Annotated in this window: 20 protein-coding genes and 1 tRNA gene; 6 read left to right on the top strand and 15 right to left on the bottom strand. The window is 48.4% G+C overall.

All coding sequences use genetic code 11. The features are described from left to right. Positions 1 to 34: 34 nt before the first annotated feature. Together L2725_RS05265 and gltX are read right to left on the bottom strand one after the other, a co-directional pair. A tRNA-Ala gene (locus L2725_RS05265) sits at positions 35 to 110 on the bottom strand. A gap of 98 nt (positions 111 to 208) precedes the next feature. Then, positions 209 to 1,618, bottom strand: coding sequence for a glutamate--tRNA ligase (gene gltX, locus L2725_RS05260; RefSeq protein WP_249247964.1), 1,410 nt, complete (start codon positions 1,616 to 1,618; stop codon positions 209 to 211). 364 nt (positions 1,619 to 1,982) lie between these two features. On the opposite strand from gltX, the gene L2725_RS05255 reads away from it, so the two are divergent. After that, positions 1,983 to 2,207, top strand: a complete 225-nt coding sequence (locus L2725_RS05255; protein WP_248934735.1) for a hypothetical protein — start codon at positions 1,983 to 1,985, stop codon at positions 2,205 to 2,207. A gap of 63 nt (positions 2,208 to 2,270) precedes the next feature. On the opposite strand, the gene L2725_RS05250 is transcribed toward L2725_RS05255, so the two are convergent. Continuing rightward, positions 2,271 to 3,491 carry an MFS transporter gene (locus L2725_RS05250; RefSeq protein WP_249247963.1) on the bottom strand — a complete coding sequence of 407 codons (1,221 nt, stop codon included), beginning with the start codon at positions 3,489 to 3,491 and terminating at the stop codon, positions 2,271 to 2,273. A gap of 393 nt (positions 3,492 to 3,884) precedes the next feature. On the opposite strand from L2725_RS05250, the gene L2725_RS05240 reads away from it, so the two are divergent. Then, on the top strand, positions 3,885 to 4,766 hold the full coding sequence (locus tag L2725_RS05240; protein WP_249247962.1) for a LysR family transcriptional regulator: 882 nt from the start codon (positions 3,885 to 3,887) through the stop codon (positions 4,764 to 4,766). A gap of 68 nt (positions 4,767 to 4,834) precedes the next feature. Here L2725_RS05240 and katG read toward each other — a convergent pair whose 3' ends face one another. The 6 genes from katG to phhA form a co-directional block, all read right to left on the bottom strand. Further along, positions 4,835 to 6,994, bottom strand: coding sequence for a catalase/peroxidase HPI (katG, locus tag L2725_RS05235; RefSeq protein WP_249247960.1), 2,160 nt, complete (start codon positions 6,992 to 6,994; stop codon positions 4,835 to 4,837). A gap of 547 nt (positions 6,995 to 7,541) precedes the next feature. Next, on the bottom strand, positions 7,542 to 8,183 hold the full coding sequence (gene maiA, locus L2725_RS05230) for a maleylacetoacetate isomerase (protein ID WP_249248001.1): 642 nt from the start codon (positions 8,181 to 8,183) through the stop codon (positions 7,542 to 7,544). 45 nt (positions 8,184 to 8,228) lie between these two features. Beyond that, positions 8,229 to 9,215 (bottom strand): fumarylacetoacetate hydrolase family protein, encoded by a 987-nt coding sequence (locus L2725_RS05225; RefSeq protein ID WP_249247959.1) that lies wholly within the window; start codon positions 9,213 to 9,215, stop codon positions 8,229 to 8,231. A gap of 226 nt (positions 9,216 to 9,441) precedes the next feature. Continuing rightward, complete coding sequence (gene tyrR, locus L2725_RS05220; RefSeq protein ID WP_115134838.1) at positions 9,442 to 10,980, bottom strand: transcriptional regulator TyrR; 1,539 nt, start codon at positions 10,978 to 10,980, stop codon at positions 9,442 to 9,444. A 252-nt stretch (positions 10,981 to 11,232) separates the two neighbouring features. Continuing rightward, positions 11,233 to 11,571, bottom strand: a complete 339-nt coding sequence (locus L2725_RS05215; protein WP_248934731.1) for a 4a-hydroxytetrahydrobiopterin dehydratase — start codon at positions 11,569 to 11,571, stop codon at positions 11,233 to 11,235. A gap of 31 nt (positions 11,572 to 11,602) precedes the next feature. Further along, positions 11,603 to 12,400 carry a phenylalanine 4-monooxygenase gene (phhA, locus tag L2725_RS05210; RefSeq protein ID WP_249247958.1) on the bottom strand — a complete coding sequence of 266 codons (798 nt, stop codon included), beginning with the start codon at positions 12,398 to 12,400 and terminating at the stop codon, positions 11,603 to 11,605. A gap of 294 nt (positions 12,401 to 12,694) precedes the next feature. Here phhA and galU point away from each other — a divergent pair, with 294 nt between their 5' ends. The 3 genes from galU (at position 12,695) to L2725_RS05195 (ending at position 15,236) form a co-directional block, all read left to right on the top strand. Further along, positions 12,695 to 13,603: a UTP--glucose-1-phosphate uridylyltransferase GalU gene (gene galU / locus L2725_RS05205; protein WP_249247957.1), complete on the top strand. Its 909-nt coding sequence runs from the start codon at positions 12,695 to 12,697 to the stop codon at positions 13,601 to 13,603. Next, on the top strand, positions 13,603 to 14,616 hold the full coding sequence (gene galE, locus L2725_RS05200; protein ID WP_249247956.1) for a UDP-glucose 4-epimerase GalE: 1,014 nt from the start codon (positions 13,603 to 13,605) through the stop codon (positions 14,614 to 14,616). The genes galU and galE overlap by 1 nt, the downstream gene beginning before the upstream one ends. A gap of 206 nt (positions 14,617 to 14,822) precedes the next feature. After that, positions 14,823 to 15,236 carry a bactofilin family protein gene (locus tag L2725_RS05195; protein WP_115134843.1) on the top strand — a complete coding sequence of 138 codons (414 nt, stop codon included), beginning with the start codon at positions 14,823 to 14,825 and terminating at the stop codon, positions 15,234 to 15,236. 126 nt (positions 15,237 to 15,362) lie between these two features. On the opposite strand, the gene L2725_RS05190 is transcribed toward L2725_RS05195, so the two are convergent. The 4 genes from L2725_RS05190 to rfbB form a co-directional block, all read right to left on the bottom strand. After that, positions 15,363 to 16,052 carry a DUF2982 domain-containing protein gene (locus tag L2725_RS05190; protein ID WP_249247955.1) on the bottom strand — a complete coding sequence of 230 codons (690 nt, stop codon included), beginning with the start codon at positions 16,050 to 16,052 and terminating at the stop codon, positions 15,363 to 15,365. Then, entirely contained in the window at positions 16,045 to 16,800 is a 756-nt protein-coding gene (locus L2725_RS05185; RefSeq protein ID WP_249247954.1) for a YdcF family protein, read from the bottom strand. Before L2725_RS05185 ends, L2725_RS05190 begins: the two co-directional genes overlap by 8 nt. A 110-nt stretch (positions 16,801 to 16,910) precedes the next feature. Beyond that, positions 16,911 to 17,711 carry a 3'(2'),5'-bisphosphate nucleotidase CysQ gene (gene cysQ / locus L2725_RS05180; protein ID WP_249247953.1) on the bottom strand — a complete coding sequence of 267 codons (801 nt, stop codon included), beginning with the start codon at positions 17,709 to 17,711 and terminating at the stop codon, positions 16,911 to 16,913. A 103-nt stretch (positions 17,712 to 17,814) separates the two neighbouring features. Continuing rightward, on the bottom strand, positions 17,815 to 18,879 hold the full coding sequence (rfbB, locus tag L2725_RS05175; RefSeq protein WP_249247952.1) for a dTDP-glucose 4,6-dehydratase: 1,065 nt from the start codon (positions 18,877 to 18,879) through the stop codon (positions 17,815 to 17,817). A gap of 191 nt (positions 18,880 to 19,070) precedes the next feature. Here rfbB and L2725_RS05170 point away from each other — a divergent pair, with 191 nt between their 5' ends. Beyond that, positions 19,071 to 19,514: a copper resistance protein NlpE gene (locus L2725_RS05170; protein WP_249247950.1), complete on the top strand. Its 444-nt coding sequence runs from the start codon at positions 19,071 to 19,073 to the stop codon at positions 19,512 to 19,514. Positions 19,515 to 19,554: 40 nt separating this feature from the next. Here the strand turns inward: L2725_RS05170 and rfbC are convergent, their stop codons facing one another. Further along, a complete protein-coding gene (rfbC, locus tag L2725_RS05165) occupies positions 19,555 to 20,094 on the bottom strand; it encodes a dTDP-4-dehydrorhamnose 3,5-epimerase (protein WP_249247948.1) in 540 nt (179 codons plus the stop codon). 42 nt (positions 20,095 to 20,136) lie between these two features. Then, positions 20,137 to 21,003, bottom strand: coding sequence for a glucose-1-phosphate thymidylyltransferase RfbA (rfbA, locus tag L2725_RS05160; RefSeq protein WP_249247947.1), 867 nt, complete (start codon positions 21,001 to 21,003; stop codon positions 20,137 to 20,139). Positions 21,004 to 21,569: the final 566 nt, after the last annotated feature.

The raw sequence follows: 21,569 nt of genomic DNA, 5'->3' as shown, positions 1-21,569 counted from the left end.
AGGTTTAACGCTTTAACTTTTCACCTGGAAAAGTTGGTGGAGCTACGCGGGATCGAACCGCGGACCTCTTGCATGCCATGCAAGCGCTCTCCCAGCTGAGCTATAGCCCCGAAATTCCTTTGCATTTGAGTGCGCTGCCGTAACTCGACGCTCCCCTCAACTGCGAGGCGCATTCTATGCAGCACACCCAAATGTGTCAACGGCTTTTTTAGGAATTTATTCTGGTTGCTACAAATTCAATCGCCTTGGAGATTCTTTGTTCGCAACGTGCCTGACCAATGAGCAACATGGTCAAATCAAGCGCAGGAGACTGGCCTGCACCTGTTACGGCAACACGCAATGGCATACCCACTTTGCCCATACCAACTTCCAGTTCTGCTGCAGTCTCTTCAATCGCATTGTGAATCGCTTCCTGAGTCCACTCAGTCAGAGCAGCCAGCTTCTTCTGAATCAGTTGCAGAGGCTCCATCGCTACACCACGCAGATGCTTCTTGGCAGCAGACTCTTCAAACTCAGCAAAGTCCTCATAGAAATAGCGGCTGGATGCAGCCAGATCTTTCAGGGTCTTGGCGCGTTCAGCCAGAGCTGTCACGATTTCGGCCAGTGCTGGGCCATTGCCGGTATCGATCTGTTGGTCAGCCATGTGCCACTCAAGATGTTTGGCAACATATACAGGATCCAGGCTCTTAATATAGTGCTGGTTCAGCCATACCAACTTCTCAGTGTTGAATGCAGAAGCGGCTTTATTGATGTCATCCAGCTTGAAGTACTGCTTCATTTCTTCAAGAGAGAAAACCTCCTGATCACCATGGGACCAGCCCAAACGCACTAGGTAGTTGAGCAGAGCTTCTGGCAGGTAACCATCATCGCGGTACTGCATCACGCTCACTGCACCATGACGCTTGGACAGCTTGGCGCCATCATCACCCAGAATCATGGACACGTGGGCATATTCAGGAATAGGTGCACCCAGTGCCTTCAGGATGTTGATTTGGCGTGGAGTGTTATTGATATGGTCTTCGCCACGAACAACACAGGTAATCCCCATATCCCAGTCATCAACCACTACACAGAAGTTATAGGTAGGAGTACCGTCACTGCGGGCAATGATCAGGTCATCCATCTCTTCATTGGCAATTTCAATACGACCGCGAACATGGTCATCAAAGACTACGCTGCCTTCAGTTGGGTTTTTGAAACGAACAACGAATGGCTCATCGGTATTACGAGGCGCCTGATCACGGCAGTGGCCATCATACTTCTGACGTTCGCCTTTGGCGGCCTGCTCTTCACGCAGAGCTTCAATACGCTCACGGGAGCAGTAACACTTGTATGCAGTGCCCTCTTCCAGCATCTTGGCAATGATTTCGTTGTAGCGATCGAAACGCTTGGTCTGATAGTAAGGACCCTCGTCCCAGTTCAGACCCAGCCACTCCATACCCTCCAGAATGGCGTCTACCGCTTCCTGAGTCGAACGCTCAAGATCGGTATCTTCAATACGCAGAACAAATTCCCCCTGATTGGCGCGGGCCTGAAGCCAGGAATACAGCGCAGTACGGGCACCACCAACGTGCAAAAAGCCGGTTGGGCTTGGAGCAAAACGCGTCTTGATTGTCATAACGGGACACTAACCTATCAATTTCGCCTGAGAAGTCAGGCTTTCACGAGAAAAAGTGGCACTTATTCTAACAGTCAATTACTGAAACGGAAAAGAGAACACATGCCCGCAGTTTGTTAACCAGGATAAATGTGTAACAACTCCCCTTCCTCTTCCATGCTAATGGATAGATCACGCCAGCCCATACCGATTCCCGGATTATCAAAGGCTTGGAATTGGATTTACAGCACCATATATCCGGTATAGATATTCGGGCAATATTGATAGAAAAAAACAGCATAGCGATTGACCCGAAATTGGTTTTACTCCGTAAACCTTGGTCAACTAAGCTAACGCCAACGCACTCAGTAGAAGGAGTCACGCCATGGCCAACGTCAGCCAATCAGCGTCACTGGATAGCATTGCCGAGTATCTAAAACATGCCAATAATTATGACAGCCCAACTGCCATGCGTGAGGCCAAAGAGGTGATGCACAATTTGGTGACCATGCGCCAGAAAGGGTTTATCACTGGCTGGTACTTCGATGAACAGGGACACCTGGAGTTACTCCCCAGCGATGCGGTGATGGATAAGCTTGACAAGGGCTGAGCCGATATTGAACTCGAGTACCAGCCCTCCCCTTCCCTTTTTCAAAGGCTATAGCTCGCGAGTTTAGTGTTCTGCTGCCCTGCCATTATATTTGGCCAACAGATGTTGGAGCACAAACAAGCCTGAGATTACCAGCAACGAACCCAACACCACTCCGGGCCATTTGCCCTGCTGCCAAAAAGGCATAAGGTAAGGTCCACCCAATGCTGCTCCGAGATAGTAACAACACAGGTACAGCGCCGTTGCCTTGGCCCGGTGGCTCACCGCTCTGGTTGCAACATATGAATTACAGCAGGCATGAGTCAGAAAAAAACCCCAGGCAGAGATAAGAAAACCCAATAAGATCGTCAGTATATGGTCATACAGGGTCATCAGGCTGCCCACCAACATGGCTATAGCTGCCAGTCGCCAAAGCTTGTGACTTCCATAACGTGCAATGGCTTTGGCGGATTTGAATGACACCCAGGTACCGCTGAGATAACACAGGAATATCAATGTTGCTTCAAACCGGCTGAAGCCATAAGGGGCACTCATCAAGTGCAACTGAATAAAGCTGAACTGATTGACCGTCACCATAAATGCGCTGCCGCCTATCAGATAGACAAGACACATTTGAGGGTCCTTAAGGTGCAACCAGAAGCCCCTCACCTCAGCACTCAATGTATCTCTGCCTGCACTGACTGCTGCTGTTTTTGGCATAGGCATGATGTAGATAATCAATGCGGACGCTGCAGCCGTCATCAATGACAGACACCACATAGACTCCTGCCAGGTAAGATGTTGCGCCATAGCCCCACCAATTAACCTTCCGACAATGCCGCCCAGGCTGTTGGCACCAATATAAAAGGCACCAGCCTTCAACAACCAGTCACCGGTTAAATGGTCTTTAAAGCAGGCCATCGCAGTAGCGGGGATCACTGCCAGAATAATGCCCTGCATCAAGCGCAGCCACATCAGTTGGTCAAAGCTTGTGGCATATACCAACAAGGGGTTGGTGATAGCCAATAACACCAACGACCAGATAATAGGCCGACGCCGACCAAACCGGTCTGACAGCAGCGCCATCAAGAGTAGTGACAGTGCCAGTGAGAATACTGTCGCCGATAGCAGCAAGGTGGCATGCCCCGGTGTAGTATGAAAGTGTTCAGCAATCAGTGGCAGCATTCCCTGCATCACATACAGATTGACGTACACCACGACAGACGCCAAAGACAGCGACCAGATCAGTGAGGCGCTGAAGCCAGGATTCACGATATTAAGACGAGATAAAAAAGAGTTGTTCACTAGGGGCTGTTGACCTTTCATGGTTGAATTTTGCTCGCGCTAGACGCGCTTTAATCACGACGCAAGGTGTGCCGCCTAGGGGCCTAAGCAAATACCTTGCAACAAAGAGTAAAGCGCGTGTAGCCGAGCCCTCCGGGCAGCGTTTGTCGTCGCTTTCTACTGCATTAACGCTCATTTATGTAGAACAACTACACCTCAATCGCGTTGCTTTGTATAAAACAACGACAAAAAGCTGCAAAAACCATCTTCAAAGGTCGACAGCCCCTAAACCTGCATCGCGCAGAAGACTTACCTGTAGTGATATTAGCAAGTGATTAAAAATAAAAATAATAGATATTTCACACGCTAAATATATGCAAAAATTATATTAAATCTCCTTTGTCAGTTCTGTTTATGGAAATCAGACAGCTCAACCAGTTTTGTACTCTGGCCAACGCCAAAAGCTATACCCAGGCAGCCAATCAATTGAACATTGCCCAGCCCGCTCTGAGTCAGAGTATGAAGAAGTTGGAGCAAGATCTTGGAGTGACTCTGCTGGTACGTCGGGCAGGAAAACAAAATGGTTCAGTAATCCTTACCGCCGAAGGGGAAGTTTTGCTGCAGCATGCCAGGCTGGTGTTAAGCCAGATAAATACTGCCAGGAATGAAATCCGGTCGATGGCCTCATTGGAGGCGGGCGAGGTACGCATTGCCGTGCCGGGTATGCTGGGCTCATTTTACCTGCCCAGTCGGCTCATGGCATTCAGGCATCAGTACCCGGGGCTGAAGCTGTCACTGTTCTCCGGAGGCACCCGGGACGCATTAAAAATGTTGCAGCAGGAAGAGGTCGACGTCGCCATTATTACAGCTGAAGATCTCAGGCCTGAATTTGGCCATGAGCATCTGGTCAGAGAGCAGATGGTGGTTGCTGTTTCGAATGAGCATCCGTTGGCAGAGAACCACAGTGTCACTCTTGAGGACTTTTTCCAGCATGAGCTGGTGATGTTCAAAAAGGGCTACTTTCACCGGGAGTGGTTGCAACAGCAAGCAGAGCAATTGGGTCTCAAAGCGGATATCGCTTTCGAAACCAACTTGATCAATCTTATCAAGCAACTGGTCGCCCAGGGCTTTGCTATTACCAGTATGTTGGATATGGCGGTATCCAGCGATGAGGGAATTGTCTGCAAACCATTTTCGCCACCGGTATTCCTGGACTTGCACATCGCCTGGAAGCAACAAAGACCGTTGGGACAAGCAGACAGGGTCTTTGTTGATTTCCTGCTGGCCAATGCCTGAACTAAAAAAAGCATAAAGAAATCCCCGGACAAGCCGGGGATTTTTGTTAGTAAGGGACCTGGTACAAATTACAGCAGGTCGAATCTGTCTGCATTCATCACCTTGGTCCAGGCAGCAATGAAGTCTTTCACAAACTTCTCTTTGTTGTCGTCCTGAGCATACAACTCGGCGTAAGCACGCAGAATAGAGTTGGAACCGAATACCAGGTCTACACGGGTTGCAGTGAACTTCACATCACCTGAGGTACGGTCACAGATATCATATGAGTTGCGACCGGTTGGCTTCCAAGTATTACGCATATCCGTCAGATTTACAAAGAAGTCGTTGCTCAGAGCACCAACACTGTCGGTGAACATACCATGTTTGCTGTCACCATAGTTGGTGCCCAAAACACGCATACCACCAATCAGTACCGTCATTTCAGGAGCGGTCAGCCCAAGCAGTTGAGCCTTATCCAGCATCATCTCTTCAGGGTTTACCACATAATGCTGTTTCTGCCAGTTACGGAAACCATCGGCCACCGGCTCCAACACTTCAAACGAGTGAGCATCGGTTTGCTCGGCACTGGCGTCACCACGACCGGGAGCGAAAGGCACCTGCAGATCAAAGCCTCCGGCTTTAACCGCCATTTCCAGACCGACATTACCACCCAGTACGATAGTGTCGGCAACACTGATGCCAAACTCTGTGGCGATAGGCTCAAGTACTGCCAGCACTTTGGCCAGACGTTCTGGCTCGTTACCCTGCCAGTCTTTCTGTGGAGCCAGGCGGATACGGGCACCGTTGGCACCACCACGACGGTCTGAACCACGGAAAGTGCGGGCACTGTCCCATGCAGTGTTCAATAACTCTTGTTGAGTCAAACCACTGGCAGCGATCCTGGCCTTAACGGCATCCACATCATAGTCAGTGCGACCTGCTGGGACTGGGTCCTGCCAAATCAGCTCTTCAGCAGGTACATCAGGACCGAAGTAACGAGACTTGGGACCGAGATCTCTGTGTGTCAGTTTAAACCAGGCACGGGCAAAGGTTTCGGAGAAGTAATCAGGATCCTGAGCAAAGCGCTCAGCAATCTTGCGATACTCAGGGTCAATCTTCAGCGCCATATCAGCGTCGGTCATGATTGGGTTATAACGGATGCTTGGGTCTTCCACATCGACAGGCTTGTCTTCCTCTTTGATATCGATTGGTTCCCACTGCCATGCACCAGCTGGACTCTTCTTCAACTCCCATTCGTAATTGAACAGCAAGCGGAAATAACCATCATCCCACTGAGTTGGGTTGGTGGTCCAGGCACCTTCAATACCACTGGTGACAGTGTCGCGACCGATACCGCGTGATGTATGGTTGTTCCAGCCCAGGCCCTGCTCTTCAAGCTCAGCACCTTCAGGTTCAGCACCCAGCTTGCCGGCATCACCATTACCATGTGCCTTACCAACAGTGTGTCCACCAGCGGTCAGGGCAACGGTTTCTTCATCATTCATCGCCATACGCTCGAAGGTCACACGCATATCTTTGGCGGTTTTCAGTGGGTCTGGATTGCCATCCACACCCTCAGGGTTTACATAGATAAGACCCATCATCACAGCTGCGAGCGGGTTTTCCAGATCGCGTTCACCTGAATAGCGGCTGTTTTCGCTGCCGCTAGGCGCCAACCACTCTTTCTCAGCTCCCCAATAGGTATCTTTTTCTGGGTGCCAGATATCTTCACGACCGAAGGAGAAGCCAAAGGTTTTCAATCCCATTGATTCATATGCAATGGTACCAGCCAGGATCATCAGATCAGCCCAGCTGATTTTGTTGCCGTATTTCTGCTTGATTGGCCACAGCAGACGACGGGCTTTATCCAGGTTGGCGTTGTCAGGCCAGGAGTTCAGAGGAGCAAAACGCTGGTTGCCAGTACTGGCACCACCACGTCCATCGGCAATACGGTAGGTACCGGCTGAATGCCATGCCATACGGATCATCAGGCCGCCATAATGCGCCCAGTCCGCAGGCCACCAGTCCTGACTGTCGGTCATCAGGGCTTTAACGTCGGCCTTAAGTGCTTCAACGTCCAGCTTTTGCAGTTCTTTACGATAGTTAAAATCAGCACCAAATGGCGTACTTTTAGCATCATGCTGATGCAGGATGTCTAGGTTAAGGGCCTTAGGCCACCATTCCATTTTTGCAGTGCCTTCAGATGTAGCTCCGCCGTGCATCACCGGACATTTATTACCTGAACTCATTTTGTATTCTCCTTAGCCGCGCGACAATTTTGCCACACTCAACAAATCAAACTGGATAAATCCCGATAGTCACCACTGTCGACCACCGATTGCATAGGTTTAAACTAATCTACAAATGTAGTTAAGAAAATCAGATTTAACCGATTAACCTGATAGTTTAAGCCGCACTTATCAGTCATCTGGTTCCAAACGCTATGAAAGATAGCAATCTTTACTGACCTTAAATCTATATCCAGATCAACATTTGATAACCATAGATTGCTTTTTACGCCATTTTTAATGACTTTCATCACGACAACGGGAATATTGAGATATTCAACCACTGAATAGTTACACCCAGTTTGTAACCTGATAATGAACGTCAGATTAACTTGTACCAATCAACATTCAGAGTCGGGGGACAAACAGTTTGACGACGATTCAGAGGGCGGGTCGACAAAGTGAACTGTGCCAGCGGAACAATCGGCCGCTCATGGAACACACGGGCTCCAGGCAAAAAGCCCGGCTCATGGCCGGGCTTTTTCGTTAACTCGTCTCTCTGTAAAAACTACACCGCGTCAGCCTGGTTTTCGGGCGCCGCGTCAGCAAAAGCTGCCAGTCGGTTACAGTTTTCGACGATACGCACTATGTGGGGGTAATTGCCCAAAGGTACTTTGAATCGACGAGCATTGTAGACCTGAGGCACCAAACAGATATCCGCCAGTGTTGGTGAGTCACCAAAGCTGAACTCGCCTGCGGTGTCCCGCAGCATAGCCTCATAGGCGTTGAAACCTGTGACTATCCAGTGCTGATACCAGGCGTCCTTCGCTGTATCATCCAAACCCGCCTCATCTTTTAAATACTGCAACACGCGCAAGTTATTGAGAGGATGAACATCGCAGGCGATGGCATTGGCCAGAGCTCTGACTTTAGCTTTAGCCAAAGTGTCAGAAGGTAGCAATGGTACCTCGGGATAGGTGTCCTCCAGATATTCCAGCATAGCCATAGACTGAGTCAGCACTTCGCCATCATCAAGCACCAAAGCGGGCACCAACTGCTGCGGGTTAAGGGAAATAAAATCAGCATGATGTTGCTGACCACCATCCTTGACCAGATGCACAGACTTATGCTCAACCTCGATACCTTTGAGATTGAGCGCAATGCGCACCCGATAAGCAGCACTCGAACGCCAGTATCCATACAAAGTCATCATGCTCTTTCCCCTCTCCCTATATTAGCTAAGCAGCTCAAGGTCTTACCCTTTATACTCGACCACCTGCTGATCGATAGTGCCGAAAATGCTCTTGCCTTCGTCGTCAAACATTTCAATACGTACTTTGTCACCAAAGCCCATAAATGGAGTCGACGGCTTGCCATCGGCAATCACTTCCAACATACGCTTTTCAGCCAGGCAGCTTGAACCGGCACTACGATCATAATTGGAGATAGTTCCTGAGCCGATGATGGCACCAGAGCCCAAAGGACGGGTCTTGGCCACATGAGCAACCAGCTGGGCGAAGTTAAAGGTCATATCAACGCCGGCATTAGGCTTACCAAACAACTCATCGTTAAGGTGGGTCACCAGAGGCAGATGCAGCTTGGTATCCTGCCACTTATCGCCCAGCTCATCCGGGGTTACAGCTACCGGAGAAAAGGCGCTGGATGGCTTGGACTGGAAGAAACCAAAGCCCTTGGCCAGCTCACCAGGAATAAGGTTGCGCAGTGACACATCGTTGACCAGCATGAGTAACTTGATATGGGCTTCAGCATTGTCGGCGGATACCCCCATAGGCACATCATCGGTAATCACTGCAATTTCAGACTCGAAATCGATACCCCAATCTTCGCTGGCCAGTGGGATATCGGCGCGGGGAGCTATGAAGCTGTCTGAACCGCCCTGATATACCAAAGGGTCAGTCCAGAAGGTTTGTGGCATTTCAGCACCACGGGCTTTACGTACCAACTCTACATGGTTGACGTAAGCGCTGCCGTCCGCCCACTGGAAAGCGCGTGGCAGTGGAGAGTGACACTGAGTTTCGTCAAAATCCACAGCGCCTTGTACCGAACCGGCATTAAGAGCCTGATAGATCTCTTCCAGCTTGGGGGCCAATTCATTCCAATCATCCAGTAACTGTTGCATTGTCTGAGCAACCTGAGGAACAGCAACTGCGCGGCTGAGATCACGACTGACCAGCATTAACTGTCCATCGCGACGACCATTTTGATAAGTGGCTAATTTCATTATCTCTATCCTTATATATTCCGGCAGGATCCTGCCCACTGCTCTTCTGGCAGTTAGATTTACCTTATGTGTTTACACAAATAAACCATGTGACGCAGATCACTGGTTCGGCTGTCATCAGTGACTTTGTAAACCCTCGATTACACGAGCTAACTTGAGGCGAAGCCACTCTGTTTTTCATGGATATAAAAATGCCCAAAGCAGTCAACTTCGGGCATTGTCACTATTATTTGGGTTTGCTGATTTTGTACTCTCTAAGCTTATTGGCAATGGCAGTATGGGAGACTCCCAACTTGCGCGCCAACTGGCGAGTACTTGGATAAGCCGGGTAAAGGCGTCTGAGCAAACTGGCCTCAAACTGCTTCATGGCTTCATCCAAAGAGCCTTCAAACTCATGGTCAAAGTAACCAAAGCCTTCAGCATAAGAAGGTAATTTAAGTTGCTCCACCGTCAACTCGCCGCTGCCATCCCACATTGACACAGCCCTGAATACGGCATTTTTCAACTGTCGCACGTTACCTGGCCAGGCATAAGTCATTAAATGGTCACGGCACTCAGCCGATATCCGTCTAACCGGACTGGAAAGCTGCTGACTGTAATGCTCAAGGAACATCTCGGTCAGCGGCAGGATATCAACACGTCGCTCCCGCAACGATGGCAGGTGGAAACTCAGTACATGAATCCGATAGTAGAGATCCTCGCGAAAATCTCCGGTTTGACATAGCTCAGCCAGATTTTTCTGGGTCGAGCAAATAATACGTACATCTGCCCTGACCTCTTCATCGCCACCAATACGGCGGAAGCTACCATCCTGAAGTAAGCGCAACAATTTAACCTGAGCAGCTTTAGACATCTCAGCCACTTCATCCAAAAATACGGTGCCGCCCTTGGCTTCTTCAAAGAAGCCTTTTTTCACCACCTTGCCATCACTGACATAACCAAACAGCTCCTCTTCGGCCACGCTATCAGGTAACGCGGCACAGTTAATGGCGATAAATGGATGCTCGCGACGCATACTGGCATCGTGGCAGGCTCGCGCCATCAACTCCTTACCGGTTCCAGTCTCGCCAGTAATCAGCAAAGGCGCATCCAATTGCGACATACGCTTGGCCTGCTCGACCACCTGTTTCATCTTGTCGCTGATCGCAAGCACAGATTCGAATCCTGCGGTCTGGTTCTGCAATGCGTTAAACTGCTTACCCACGCGGGCCGGTGACTTAAGAGACACGACTGCCCCTGCCAGAATACTGCCCTGATTCTCATCGGGCAGATAAATCGGCAACATCTCGGCCAAATATTCGCTTTGCCCTATATGCACTCTGGTGGCCTGGGCCAATACCTGAGGTTCAGACAACCAGCGACTGAAGTTAAACCCCTGCACCCAATGGTTCAGTGGTTCTTCCACCACTTCATGTTCAGCCATTCCCAGCGTCAGCAGTGCTGATTCATTGACGATACGGATCCGCCCTTTGGAATCGAGGGAAAATACCGAGTCCGGCAAAGTTTTTAGCAGTGTTTTGAGGGCATAGTGCTCCTGCTCTGAGGGCATAAATGAGACAGTTCTGACATCGTTAACCGACTCTACTTTACGGATTTGGGGCATGAGCTCACTGAGAGTATTGAATGTCACCTCAGCAAACTGAAAATAGAGAAAACCTTTATTACTGGCATCAATGGCAATCAGGTTGATGCCGTAACGCTCCAGTACCACCAGAATATCTTTGGCCAACCCGATTCTATCCTGACAACTGACTTCCAAGCGCATTGTATGATTCCTATTCAGTGGCCTACGGCTTTTAATTATTGATTGAGGTGCCGTAAGCATGACCTTATACCCAGACAAAAAGTCAGCCTGAACATATGATGTGAGCTTCCCGCTCGGACGCTCGCGGGGTATACGTTAAAAGGAAAAGAGTTTGCTGGCAAGAGTTGTTTACAGCATTAATACAATGCAATAAAAAACGCGCAGTAATTACTACGCGTTTTGCAGAGTTGAAGATCTCAGCTAGTCGCTTAATTAGTCGAGCAGCTTGTCAGTCTTGGCCGCCATAATGAAATCGTTCTTGTGCAGGCCTTTGATGGAGTGCGACCACCAGGTCACAGTGACTTTACCCCACTCGGTAAGAATCCCCGGATGGTGGAACTCTTCTTCGGCCAGATCCGCCAGCTTGTTGGTGAACGCCATCGCCAGCTTAAAGTTCTTAAACTTATAAACGCGCTCCAGCTGCATAATGCCGTCCCGCACTTCCACACTCCAGTCAGGAATAGCGCGAATAAGCTCAGGTAACTCGGCATCGGTTACTTTAGGGGCATCAGCCTGGCAGGCTTCACACTTCATAGATGCTAAATCAGACATTTGTTACTCCTTGTAATTATTCTTTATGGCCTTAACCCGCTTTGGCTTTAGGTTCAAACATCGGCTCATGCAAGCCCAATCTCTGTGCCTCTTTCACTGCCGCCATAATATCCATGCTTGCAATTTCATCGAGGAAATCAATCTTATCAATCACATAATAGATTGGCTGCATAATGTCGATGCGGTATGGCGTTCTCAATACATCCAGCAGTTCGAAAGGTTTACGAATCGGCTCATCGCCCATGGCATAAAGCGTCTCACCGGGAGAGCTGAGGATACCTCCGCCGTAAATCCGTAAAGGTTCACCTTTGGCCTGAACCAAGCCAAACTCCACGGTAAACCAGTAAAGTCTGGCTAAAAATACCCTTTCCTCTTTACTTGCTGCGAGGCCCAACTTGCCATACACCTCAGAGAAGTGGCCAAATGCGGGATTCGTCAGTAAGGGGCAATGACCAAATATTTCGTGAAAAATATCCGGCTCCTGCAGGTAGTCGAACTCCTTTTTGGACCTGATAAAGGTCGCTACCGGAAACTGACGACTGGCCAGGAGCTCAAAAAACTTACCAAACGAGATAAGGGCCGGCACTGGTGCCGTCTTCCAACCAGTGGCATCCAGTAATACCTTGTCCACTTCTTTAAGCTGCGGGATTCTATCTGTCGGTAAGCCCAGCGCCTGCAGGCCATCCATATATTGCTGGCAGGCACGCCCCGGTAAATTCCCTTCCTGGCGAGCGTACAGCTGTTGCCAGGTGTCATGCTCATCATCGGGATAGAAGATAAAACCTTCTTCATCCGGCAGACGTGCAGCATATTCCGTATTCTTGCTCATCCTGATGATCTCTTGATTGTTTGCTCTCAGTCATAGTGTGACAGCGCGCACGGATTGTTAACTTTTTGCGGTACGGAAGTCTGGTGGCATGGGGTTGAAATACGTAAACCAGGCGTTACAAACCAAAACCACTCACCTACAATCAAGTGTATAGCCACAACTTCCACTGTTGGGTTTTGTTGACGCGTCAATAAAAAATCGAATTTGGCAGTAGTTCAATTAAGTTAATGATGGCGTTTGTAACCTCTGCAATTACAATATGGCTCAACTGAAAAATGGAGATGTTAGTCGCTCATGATTAAGCACAAAGTCAGAAAAGCCGTTATACCAGTGGCTGGGCTGGGAACCCGTATGCTGCCTGCCACCAAGGCTATTCCGAAAGAGATGTTACCGGTAGTCGATAAACCGCTGATTCAACATGTGGTCAACGAGGCGATCGCGGCCGGTATTACAGAGATTGTGCTGGTGACCCATGCCAGTAAAAATTCAATTGAGAACCACTTTGACACCAGCTTCGAGTTGGAAGCCCAGCTTGAAAAACGGGTTAAAAGACAACTGCTGGAAGAAGTACAAAGTATTTGTCCTAAAGGGGTCACCATTATTGGTATCCGTCAGGCACAGGCGAAAGGTCTCGGGCACGCCATTCTTTGTGCCCGCCCAATTGTGGGTAATGAGCCATTCGCTGTGCTGTTACCGGATGTCATAATTGATGACGCCAGCGCAAACCCTAGTCAGGACAACCTGGCGGAAATGGTTAACCTGTTTGATGAAACCGAAATTGGACAGATCATGGTGGAAGGCGTCCCCCATGAACTGGTTAATCAGTACGGTATTGCCGATGTGGATGGGCACAAGTTAGCTCAAGGGGAATCTCATCCCCTTATCCAGTTAGTGGAAAAACCGAGCCTGGATGATGCCCCATCAAACCTGGCTGTTGTAGGCCGTTATGTATTGCCAGCAGCTATCTGGGACCTGCTGGAGAAAACTCCAGTGGGTGCTGGTGATGAGATCCAACTGACCGACGCCATTGCCATGCTGATGGAGAAGCAAACTGTTAACGCTTACTACATGAAAGGCAAAAGCCATGACTGTGGTAACAAGCTTGGCTATATGCAGGCCATAGTGGAATACGGTATGCGTCACCCTGCCATAGGCGAAGAGTTCACTGCTTACCTGAAAACCATAGCGAAAGGATTGAAGTAATGACGATTCTTGTTACTGGCGGTGCCGGCTACATTGGCTCCCACACTGTAGTAGAGTTGCTTAACGCCGGAGCCAATGTTGTGGTACTGGATAATTTATCAAACTCCAGCGTAGAGTCATTGAGACGGGTCGAAGAGATCACTGGTAAGTCTGTGACCTTTGTCCAGGGCGATATTCTCAATAAACCACTGCTGCAAAAATTGTTTTCCGACTATTCATTTGAGGCCGTGATTCATTTCGCTGGCTTGAAAGCTGTGGGAGAGTCGGTTGCGCAACCTCTGCGTTACTATGAGAACAATGTGACAGGTACGGTAATTCTGTGTCAGGTAATGGCTGAGTATAAGGTTAAGAATCTGGTATTCAGCTCTTCTGCAACTGTATACGGAGATCCTGCCAGCCTGCCGATCACTGAAGAGTTTCCTACCGGGGCTACCAACCCCTATGGCCAGTCCAAACTCATGGTAGAGCATATCCTTGCTGATCTTCACCACTCAGATAACAGCTGGAACATTGCCCGCCTGCGTTACTTCAATCCTGTTGGCGCTCACGCCAGTGGTCGAATTGGTGAAGACCCCAATGATATCCCAAACAATCTGATGCCATTTATCAGTCAGGTTGCCGTAGGTAAACGCGAATACCTGAGTGTATTTGGCGATGACTACAACACACATGATGGAACCGGGGTACGTGACTATATCCATGTAGTGGATCTGGCAATGGGCCACCTTAAAGCGTTGGATAAGTTGGCTACCAAACCAGGCCTGGTGACATACAACCTTGGGACCGGAACCGGTTACAGTGTGCTGGATATGGTAAAGGCGTTCGAAAAAGCTTGCGGTCAGTCTATTGCTTATCAAATCGCCCCCCGTCGCCCGGGTGACATTGCCGCCTGTTATGCCAATCCTGATAAAGCCAGAACGGATCTTGGCTGGGAAGCAACTCATTCCATCGAGGATATGGCCAACTCCTGCTGGAAGTGGCAATCCAAAAATCCTAATGGATACAGTGAGTAAGCAGGAAGGGGCCTAATGGCCCTTTTCTTTTGTTAATTCCCACCTAAACAACTGATAGCTGAGTGCTATCTCCATGGCGTTTTCGTTAAATGCTGCCAATCTGGCCCGTTGCCAAATTTATGACTAAAGTGTCAAATTTTAAGGCTTGTAACTTTAGACTGAGCAGGTAACATCAGAAGCTAAAATAACAAACGCCAATAATAATTATGTTCGGAAAAAAGAAATCACAGGCGGGACTGACCTATATTGCTCAAGGTACCAAAATAACTGGCGAGTCTCAGTTTTCGGGTGACGCTCTGGTCGGCGGTGAAATCCATGGGACTGTCCAGTCCGAATCCAGCATTACCATAGAGCCACAGGGACTGATTAACGGCGAGGTAGCGTGCAGAGAGATAAAAATCTCCGGCTACTTTAAAGGTAAGCTTCAGTGCGAAAAGTTAACCATCACAGGTAGTGGCACGGTTGAAGGTGAAGTAGCCAGCAGTCAAATGGAGATCTTTGAAGGCGGCCAGTTCATCGGGGTGAGAGTTAAAGAGCAGACTGAGCTGCTGCAAAATCCAAATCTGGTGGATGAGCAAAAATTACAGCAGATTATGGATCTGGATAAAGCCCAGGCGTAAGCCTCTGGCACAGATTACTCATTGAGTAGAAAAACGCCCCACATTAGATTGCGGGGCGTTTTTTATTTAGCCCCATATCACACAAAAGCTACAAAAAGCCTGACTAACTTAAAGGTATACCCAGTGCTACGGGGCCACACCATCGAGTTCATATTGGCATGCTTTAGCTCTGAACTCCTTCAACAAAGCTAAAAACTCTCCCAGGTCTCTATCCATACTGTCCTGAGGCAAAAACAGGTGAAAACCCAGAGTATCACTCAGCAACTCACATCTGTGGCCAAACATAGCCAATACACCACGGTATCTGTCGCCATTGGACTCATAAGGGGTAAACTCGGCGCTTAACTGATCCTCCAGTTTGCCAAGATCATCCGTTTGGGTCGTGGCGGTCATCAATAAAGGGCGCTGTTCACTCACCAAACCGGTTGCCAACCTGGGGGAAATAGAGTCCAGCACAGGGTTTATCTGCCTGAGCTTTATCCCTATGTAAGGTAACTCTGTAATGTCCACGCCCTGAGTCACCCTCGGAATATCCATTCGCTGAATATTGTTCCAATCCACATACAGCTGGCCTTTGCGATGTCGAAACAATAAACCTGACTGAGACAATTCAAAGCTTATTTCTGGCTCGCCCAGTTTGCTGACCCCAAGGATTAGAGAAATAGCACCAAACGTGAAAAGTACCAGGCCGGGGGCAAAACCCTGCGGGAAGCTAACAAATAACCAGAAAGCCAGTGACAGGAGCACAGCTCCAACAGCAGACAGGGTTATGCCATTACGCTTATTTACGGGGCGGACGAATAGAACATCAGTCATCGTGTTTAGCTTGTCCATCATCATACTTGAGGTTAAACCATAGCTGCCCTGCCCACTCATGAATTGCCCTCTGAGATGTGAGTAAATTATCTGCACTTAGTACCCACCAGTGCGAACTTCGACGTCTGAAGTCCGCTGGCGCAGCCTGAGGGTGCATTCCCGCATGCTCAAATATCTTTATAGCTCTTGGCATATGAGCCGCGGATGTCACTAAACGAAACGGGACATCTCCCAGTTCCATTTTCAAATACTGGGCTTCTTCTATCGTGTCTTTTGCCAGCGGCAATTGAATAATCCTGGCTGGGTCAACACCCAACTCTACGGCTGCGTCTGCCGCAACCCTGGCATAGGAGTTCCTGCTTAACTCCCCCGACCAACCACTGGTTACCAACATACAATCGCGACCTAGGCTTAACTGTCGAAGCCCTTCGCTGAGTCTTGCCAGCCCAACGGATGAAAGTTGGTGTAAAGCTTTGCCTTCAATACTGTCGTCCATACCGCTGCCCAGAACCATCACCACACATCCGTCAGACATAGGGGCATTGTTAACCTGATACTCTTGCTCCAACATACCAGTCAACCAATTGCTAACCCCATTGGAGGACAAAGCTCCCAAAAGAAGCATTGCAGCGATCACCAGCTTTTTACCAGCGCTGCGCCAAAACACCAAAGCCATCACCAGCAGCAACAGCGTCAAAGGTATCGGCATAATAAGTTGAGATACGACTTTTTTAAGCCAAAAGGTCATGCGATTCCCTCCGCATTGCTAACAGTCCAAATACTATCCATCTAACACCAATCAATTCCGGCCAATCGTAACGTTCAGGCTTCAACCCCATTCCAAACCAAAACCTTGGCTTACTCAACTACAGGCCCAACACCAGGGGCGCACGCAACAAACCAGGGATTAAGTAAAGACTCTTTGCTGTTATATCTGAGGGGCTCACCGGAAACATAGTCAACCACCTGGCCCCCTGCACTCTCGAGCACTGCCTGGGCAGCAGCAGTGTCCCACTCACTGGTGGGGCCCAATCTTGGGTAAAGGTCTGCCTTACCCTCTGCCAACATACAAAACTTGAGAGAACTGCCCACCGGCAAAATAGTGTACTCCCCCAAACGTTCCAGATAACCAGCCAGCTCAGGAGAGGGGTGAGAGCGACTCCCCACAACCACAGGAGCCCGTTTACCAGCGGTATTACCAACCAATGTTATGCTCTTGCCCTGATGAATTACCCGAGCTCCTTGTGTCAACTCACCGACATAACACTTACCGGTTACCGGCACATAAACCACACCAGCGACGGCCTGACCGTCAACGATCAGCGCGATATTGACGGTGAACTCACCATTGCGGTTAATAAACTCCTTGGTGCCATCAAGCGGGTCTACCAGCCAATATTTGCTCCATGTACTTCTCCTCTCAAAAGGGATCTCATTGGACTCTTCGGACATCACAGGAGTCGTCGGAAACGTCTGCTCGAGTCGACGACATATCACATTATGACTGGCGAGATCCGCAGTGGTCAGTGGACTATTATCATCCTTTAACTCAATACCGCGCTCATCAGCCATGTAAATATCCATAATGGCTTCACCAGCTTCTTTGGCTATATCAACCAACAGCTCTAACTCTTCCTGACTCAGATAGGGAGAAGTCATGATCACTCCTGTAAATCACTAAATTGCAGCCATTATGCCAGTTAACGTCTCAAGTGTTTAATAACCAAATGAAAGTAGACTTAACGAAAGGCTATGCTCACTGTTAATTATCGCGGAAGTAATCCAGATACCAATCCACAGTGTCACTGAGGGTTTGGTCAAAATTGGCTTCAGGCTGATACCCCAAGGCTTGCAATTTGGAGTGGTCTATTGCATAGCGGCGGTCATGACCTGGGCGGTCGGCGACATGGGTGATCAACTTTGCAGATTGCCCCAATACAATGGCTTCAGCATTTGGAAAGTGCTCTCTAAGTTCAGGCTGCTTAGCAAACTTGCCCTCCAGCATAAAACACAATCGATGTATCAGTTCAAGGTTAGTCAACTCCCAATCACCACCTATGTTGTAGTGCTCACCTATTTGCCCTTTCGCCAAAATCAAATTGATTCCTGCCACATGGTCAGCCACAAACAACCAATCTCTGACCTGTAAGCCATCGCCGTAAACAGGCACGGGCTTGTTATTCAGCAGCCTTTCGATAGTCAAAGGAATCAATTTCTCCTTGTACTGAAAAGGACCAAAATTATTGGAGCAGTGGCTGGTCGTCACCGGGAGCCCCCAAGTCTGAAAGAAAGCTCTGACCATATGATCGGCTGCTGCTTTACTGGCTGAATAAGGGGAGTTCGGCAAAAAAGCATTATTCTCGGTAAATGCCTGCTCGTCGGGCATTAACGTCCCATACACTTCATCAGTGGAGACTTGATGAAATCGACACCCAGCTTTGAACATGCCATCACTCAAAGTCCAATAATGTCGACAAACCTTTAGTAAGGTGTAAGTACCGACAAAGTTGGTATGTACAAACTCATCAGCGTCATGAATAGAACGGTCAACGTGAGATTCTGCGGCAAAATTAATCACAGTGTCGATTTGATGCTCATCGAAAATCCGACGCAATAACACTTCATCGCAGATATTGCCTTCTACCAGCGTAAAGTCTTTTCGCTTTGCAATAGCAGCTAAATAGTCAGGATTGGCAGCATAAGTCATCAAGTCCAATACAATCAGGTGATTAGAGCTTGATGCCTCATCCCCCCAGGATGACATGAGTAGATTACAAAAATGAGCACCAATAAAACCCGCGCCCCCAGTTACCAATACAACTGCCATATAGATACCAACACCAAATCAATTGCCGGCAAGTTTACCGCAAGCGCACAAATGAGTCAGAGAAAGATATTTGAAAGACCAAGATACAACAGATTTACAACCAGCAATTAAACAGAAATTCATATGCTCTGGGATCTGCTGCTTGGTATATTTATCATGTCGATTTGATACCTCATACACTTGGAACTGTTATGAAACTCAGAAAATCAGTTGTGCTGACAGCTTTATGTTGTGTTGGGTTAACCGCTTGTGCCCAGGTAACCACACAACTGAGTACAGAACACAAGGCTGAACCTGCAACTAGTATTGCAGACAGCAGCAAAACATCTTTGGACTGGTCAGGCACATGCACAGGGACGCTTCCCTGCGCTAGTTGCTCAGGAATTGGCACAGAGTTAACACTTGAAAAAAATGGGAAATACCAGCTTCGAAGTGACTATCAGGGGGAAAAAGGCGGGAAGTTCACTGAAACAGGTACCTTTCAATGGAACGTGGCAGGGAACAAAATCGTGCTGAGCAACGGACACAGGTACCTCGCTGGTGAAAATCAGCTGTTCATGTTGAATTCTGATGGAAACAGAGTCCAGGGACCTCTGGCAGAAGCTTATAGACTAAAAAAGATCCCACCAGCGTAATTGCTGCTCTCGCTCTAGTACATCTCGGCACAAGGTTTTGCTATGCCAAACCTTGTGCCAGCATATCTTTCTCAGATAACAGCGGCTCACCGCCCAACGGCCAATTGATCGCTAATTTAGGACAATTCCAAGCGACAATTCGCTCTGATTCAGGCATGTAATATTCAGTGCAGCGGTAAGCTACCTCAGCAATATCGGATAGCACATAAAAACCATGAGCAAAGCCTGGAGGGACCCACATCTGCAGTTTGTTCTCTTCAGATAAATGCTGCCCAAACCACCGTCCATAGGTCTCAGAGCCGTCACGAATATCGATGGCAACATCAAATATTTGGCCTCGAAGCACTCGAATCAACTTACCCTGGGGATACATTTCTTGATAGTGCATCCCGCGCAATACATGCTGACACGAACGACTGTGATTATCCTGAACAAATGTAACGGGATTTTGACCATATTCAAGCAAAGCTTTATCAAAATCGGCTTGCCTGAAGGTCTCCATAAAAAAGCCCCTGCTGTCCCCAAAGACTTGAGGCTCGAATAACAGTACACCAGGCAAAGAGGTCTCTTTAACCTTCATATTTTCAGCTTTCTCTCGTGGATAATAGGTGTTGAAGATAACTCACGTACGCTCCAGCAAACCCAGTAAATAAGCACCGTAACTTCCGCCGATTTGACTTGCCAGTTGCTTCAACTCTTCATCTCCAATCCAGCCCTGTTGCCAAGCAGCTTCCTCGGGGCAGTTTACCTTTTGGCCCTGCCGCTTCTCCAGTGCCGCAACATACTGAGTTGCTTCCGCAAGCGCATCAGGCGTACCTGTATCTAGCCAAGCGACGCCTCTGCCGAGTTTACACACCTCGAGTTCGCCCAACGCCAAATATCGGTTCACCACATCGACTATCTCCAGCTCACCCCGCGCAGATGGAGAAACCTCAGCTGCAAATTCAACGGCTCTATGGTCAAAGAAATACAAACCCGGCATAGCATACTTTGACTTTGGCTCAGCCGGCTTCTCTTCGATTCCTTCAATTTGCCCATTGGGGCCAAAGCCGATAACCCCGTAGGCGGATGGATTGGCTACATGATAGGCAAATACACAAGCCCCCCGACATTGGCTGGCCTCAGTAAGCTGCTCTTCAAGCGACTGACCATAAAACAGGTTATCCCCCAATACCAGGGCACAAGGCTCGCCTTTAATAAATGGCGCCCCTACTCTTAAGGCATCGGCCAGACCCAAGGGCTGATATTGCACGGCATAACTAATTTGCATTCCCCACTGCTTGCCATCACCCAGCAGCGCTTCAAACAAAGGGATATCACGACTGGTTGAAATCAGCTGTACATCGCGGATCCCAGCAAGCATCAAGGTGACCAGAGGATAATAAATCATGGGTTTGTCATAGACAGGCAGCAGCTGCTTACTCACGACCTGAGTCATAGGGAAAAGCCGAGAACCAGTGCCTCCGGCCAGCAGAAGACCTTTACGCATAAAACGTCTCACCTAACGTTATGCATCTTATAAAATAAGAAAATTAAAATTAGCACACTAAACACTTAACCTTGTGATAGGGAATAACTATCAGCCTTATCTATTTAAATTGAGCAACCTGCGCTCTACCTAGAGAAAGTTAAAAACAAAAACAATTTACTTTTACTAGAAAAGGGCACCAACAAAGCAATTTGGTTAAACAACAATCACAAGAACCGATATAAAGTAGGCAGCCATCAGCCCAAAGCATTTAAAACACTCTAGATCCAGAAGGTTACATTACAAAAAAATAGGATTGTAGGCCACCACTGCCTTGACTTGCTTAAAATTGCAATCAAAATTCCGAGTTCAATATTTACACTTATCACGCCAAAGGTTTAAATGACAATTTGGAGGCACGTTCTACATTCCCCAAAAAACACTTCCGAGATCACAAATAATTAACCTAAACAATAAGACTCGCTAGTAATAGCACTCCATAATTTAAGGCAAGGACTATACTCTTAAGCATCAAAAGTTCAATGTAGTACATTCACAGTGGGACGAGACAATATTAGCAACAAGAG

The sequence above is a fragment of the Shewanella corallii genome, assembly GCF_023349125.1.
Lineage (GTDB): Bacteria > Pseudomonadota > Gammaproteobacteria > Enterobacterales > Shewanellaceae > Shewanella > Shewanella corallii.
The sequence above is the reverse complement of the archived record's forward strand: the minus strand, read 5'-3'. Positions and strand labels throughout refer to the sequence as shown.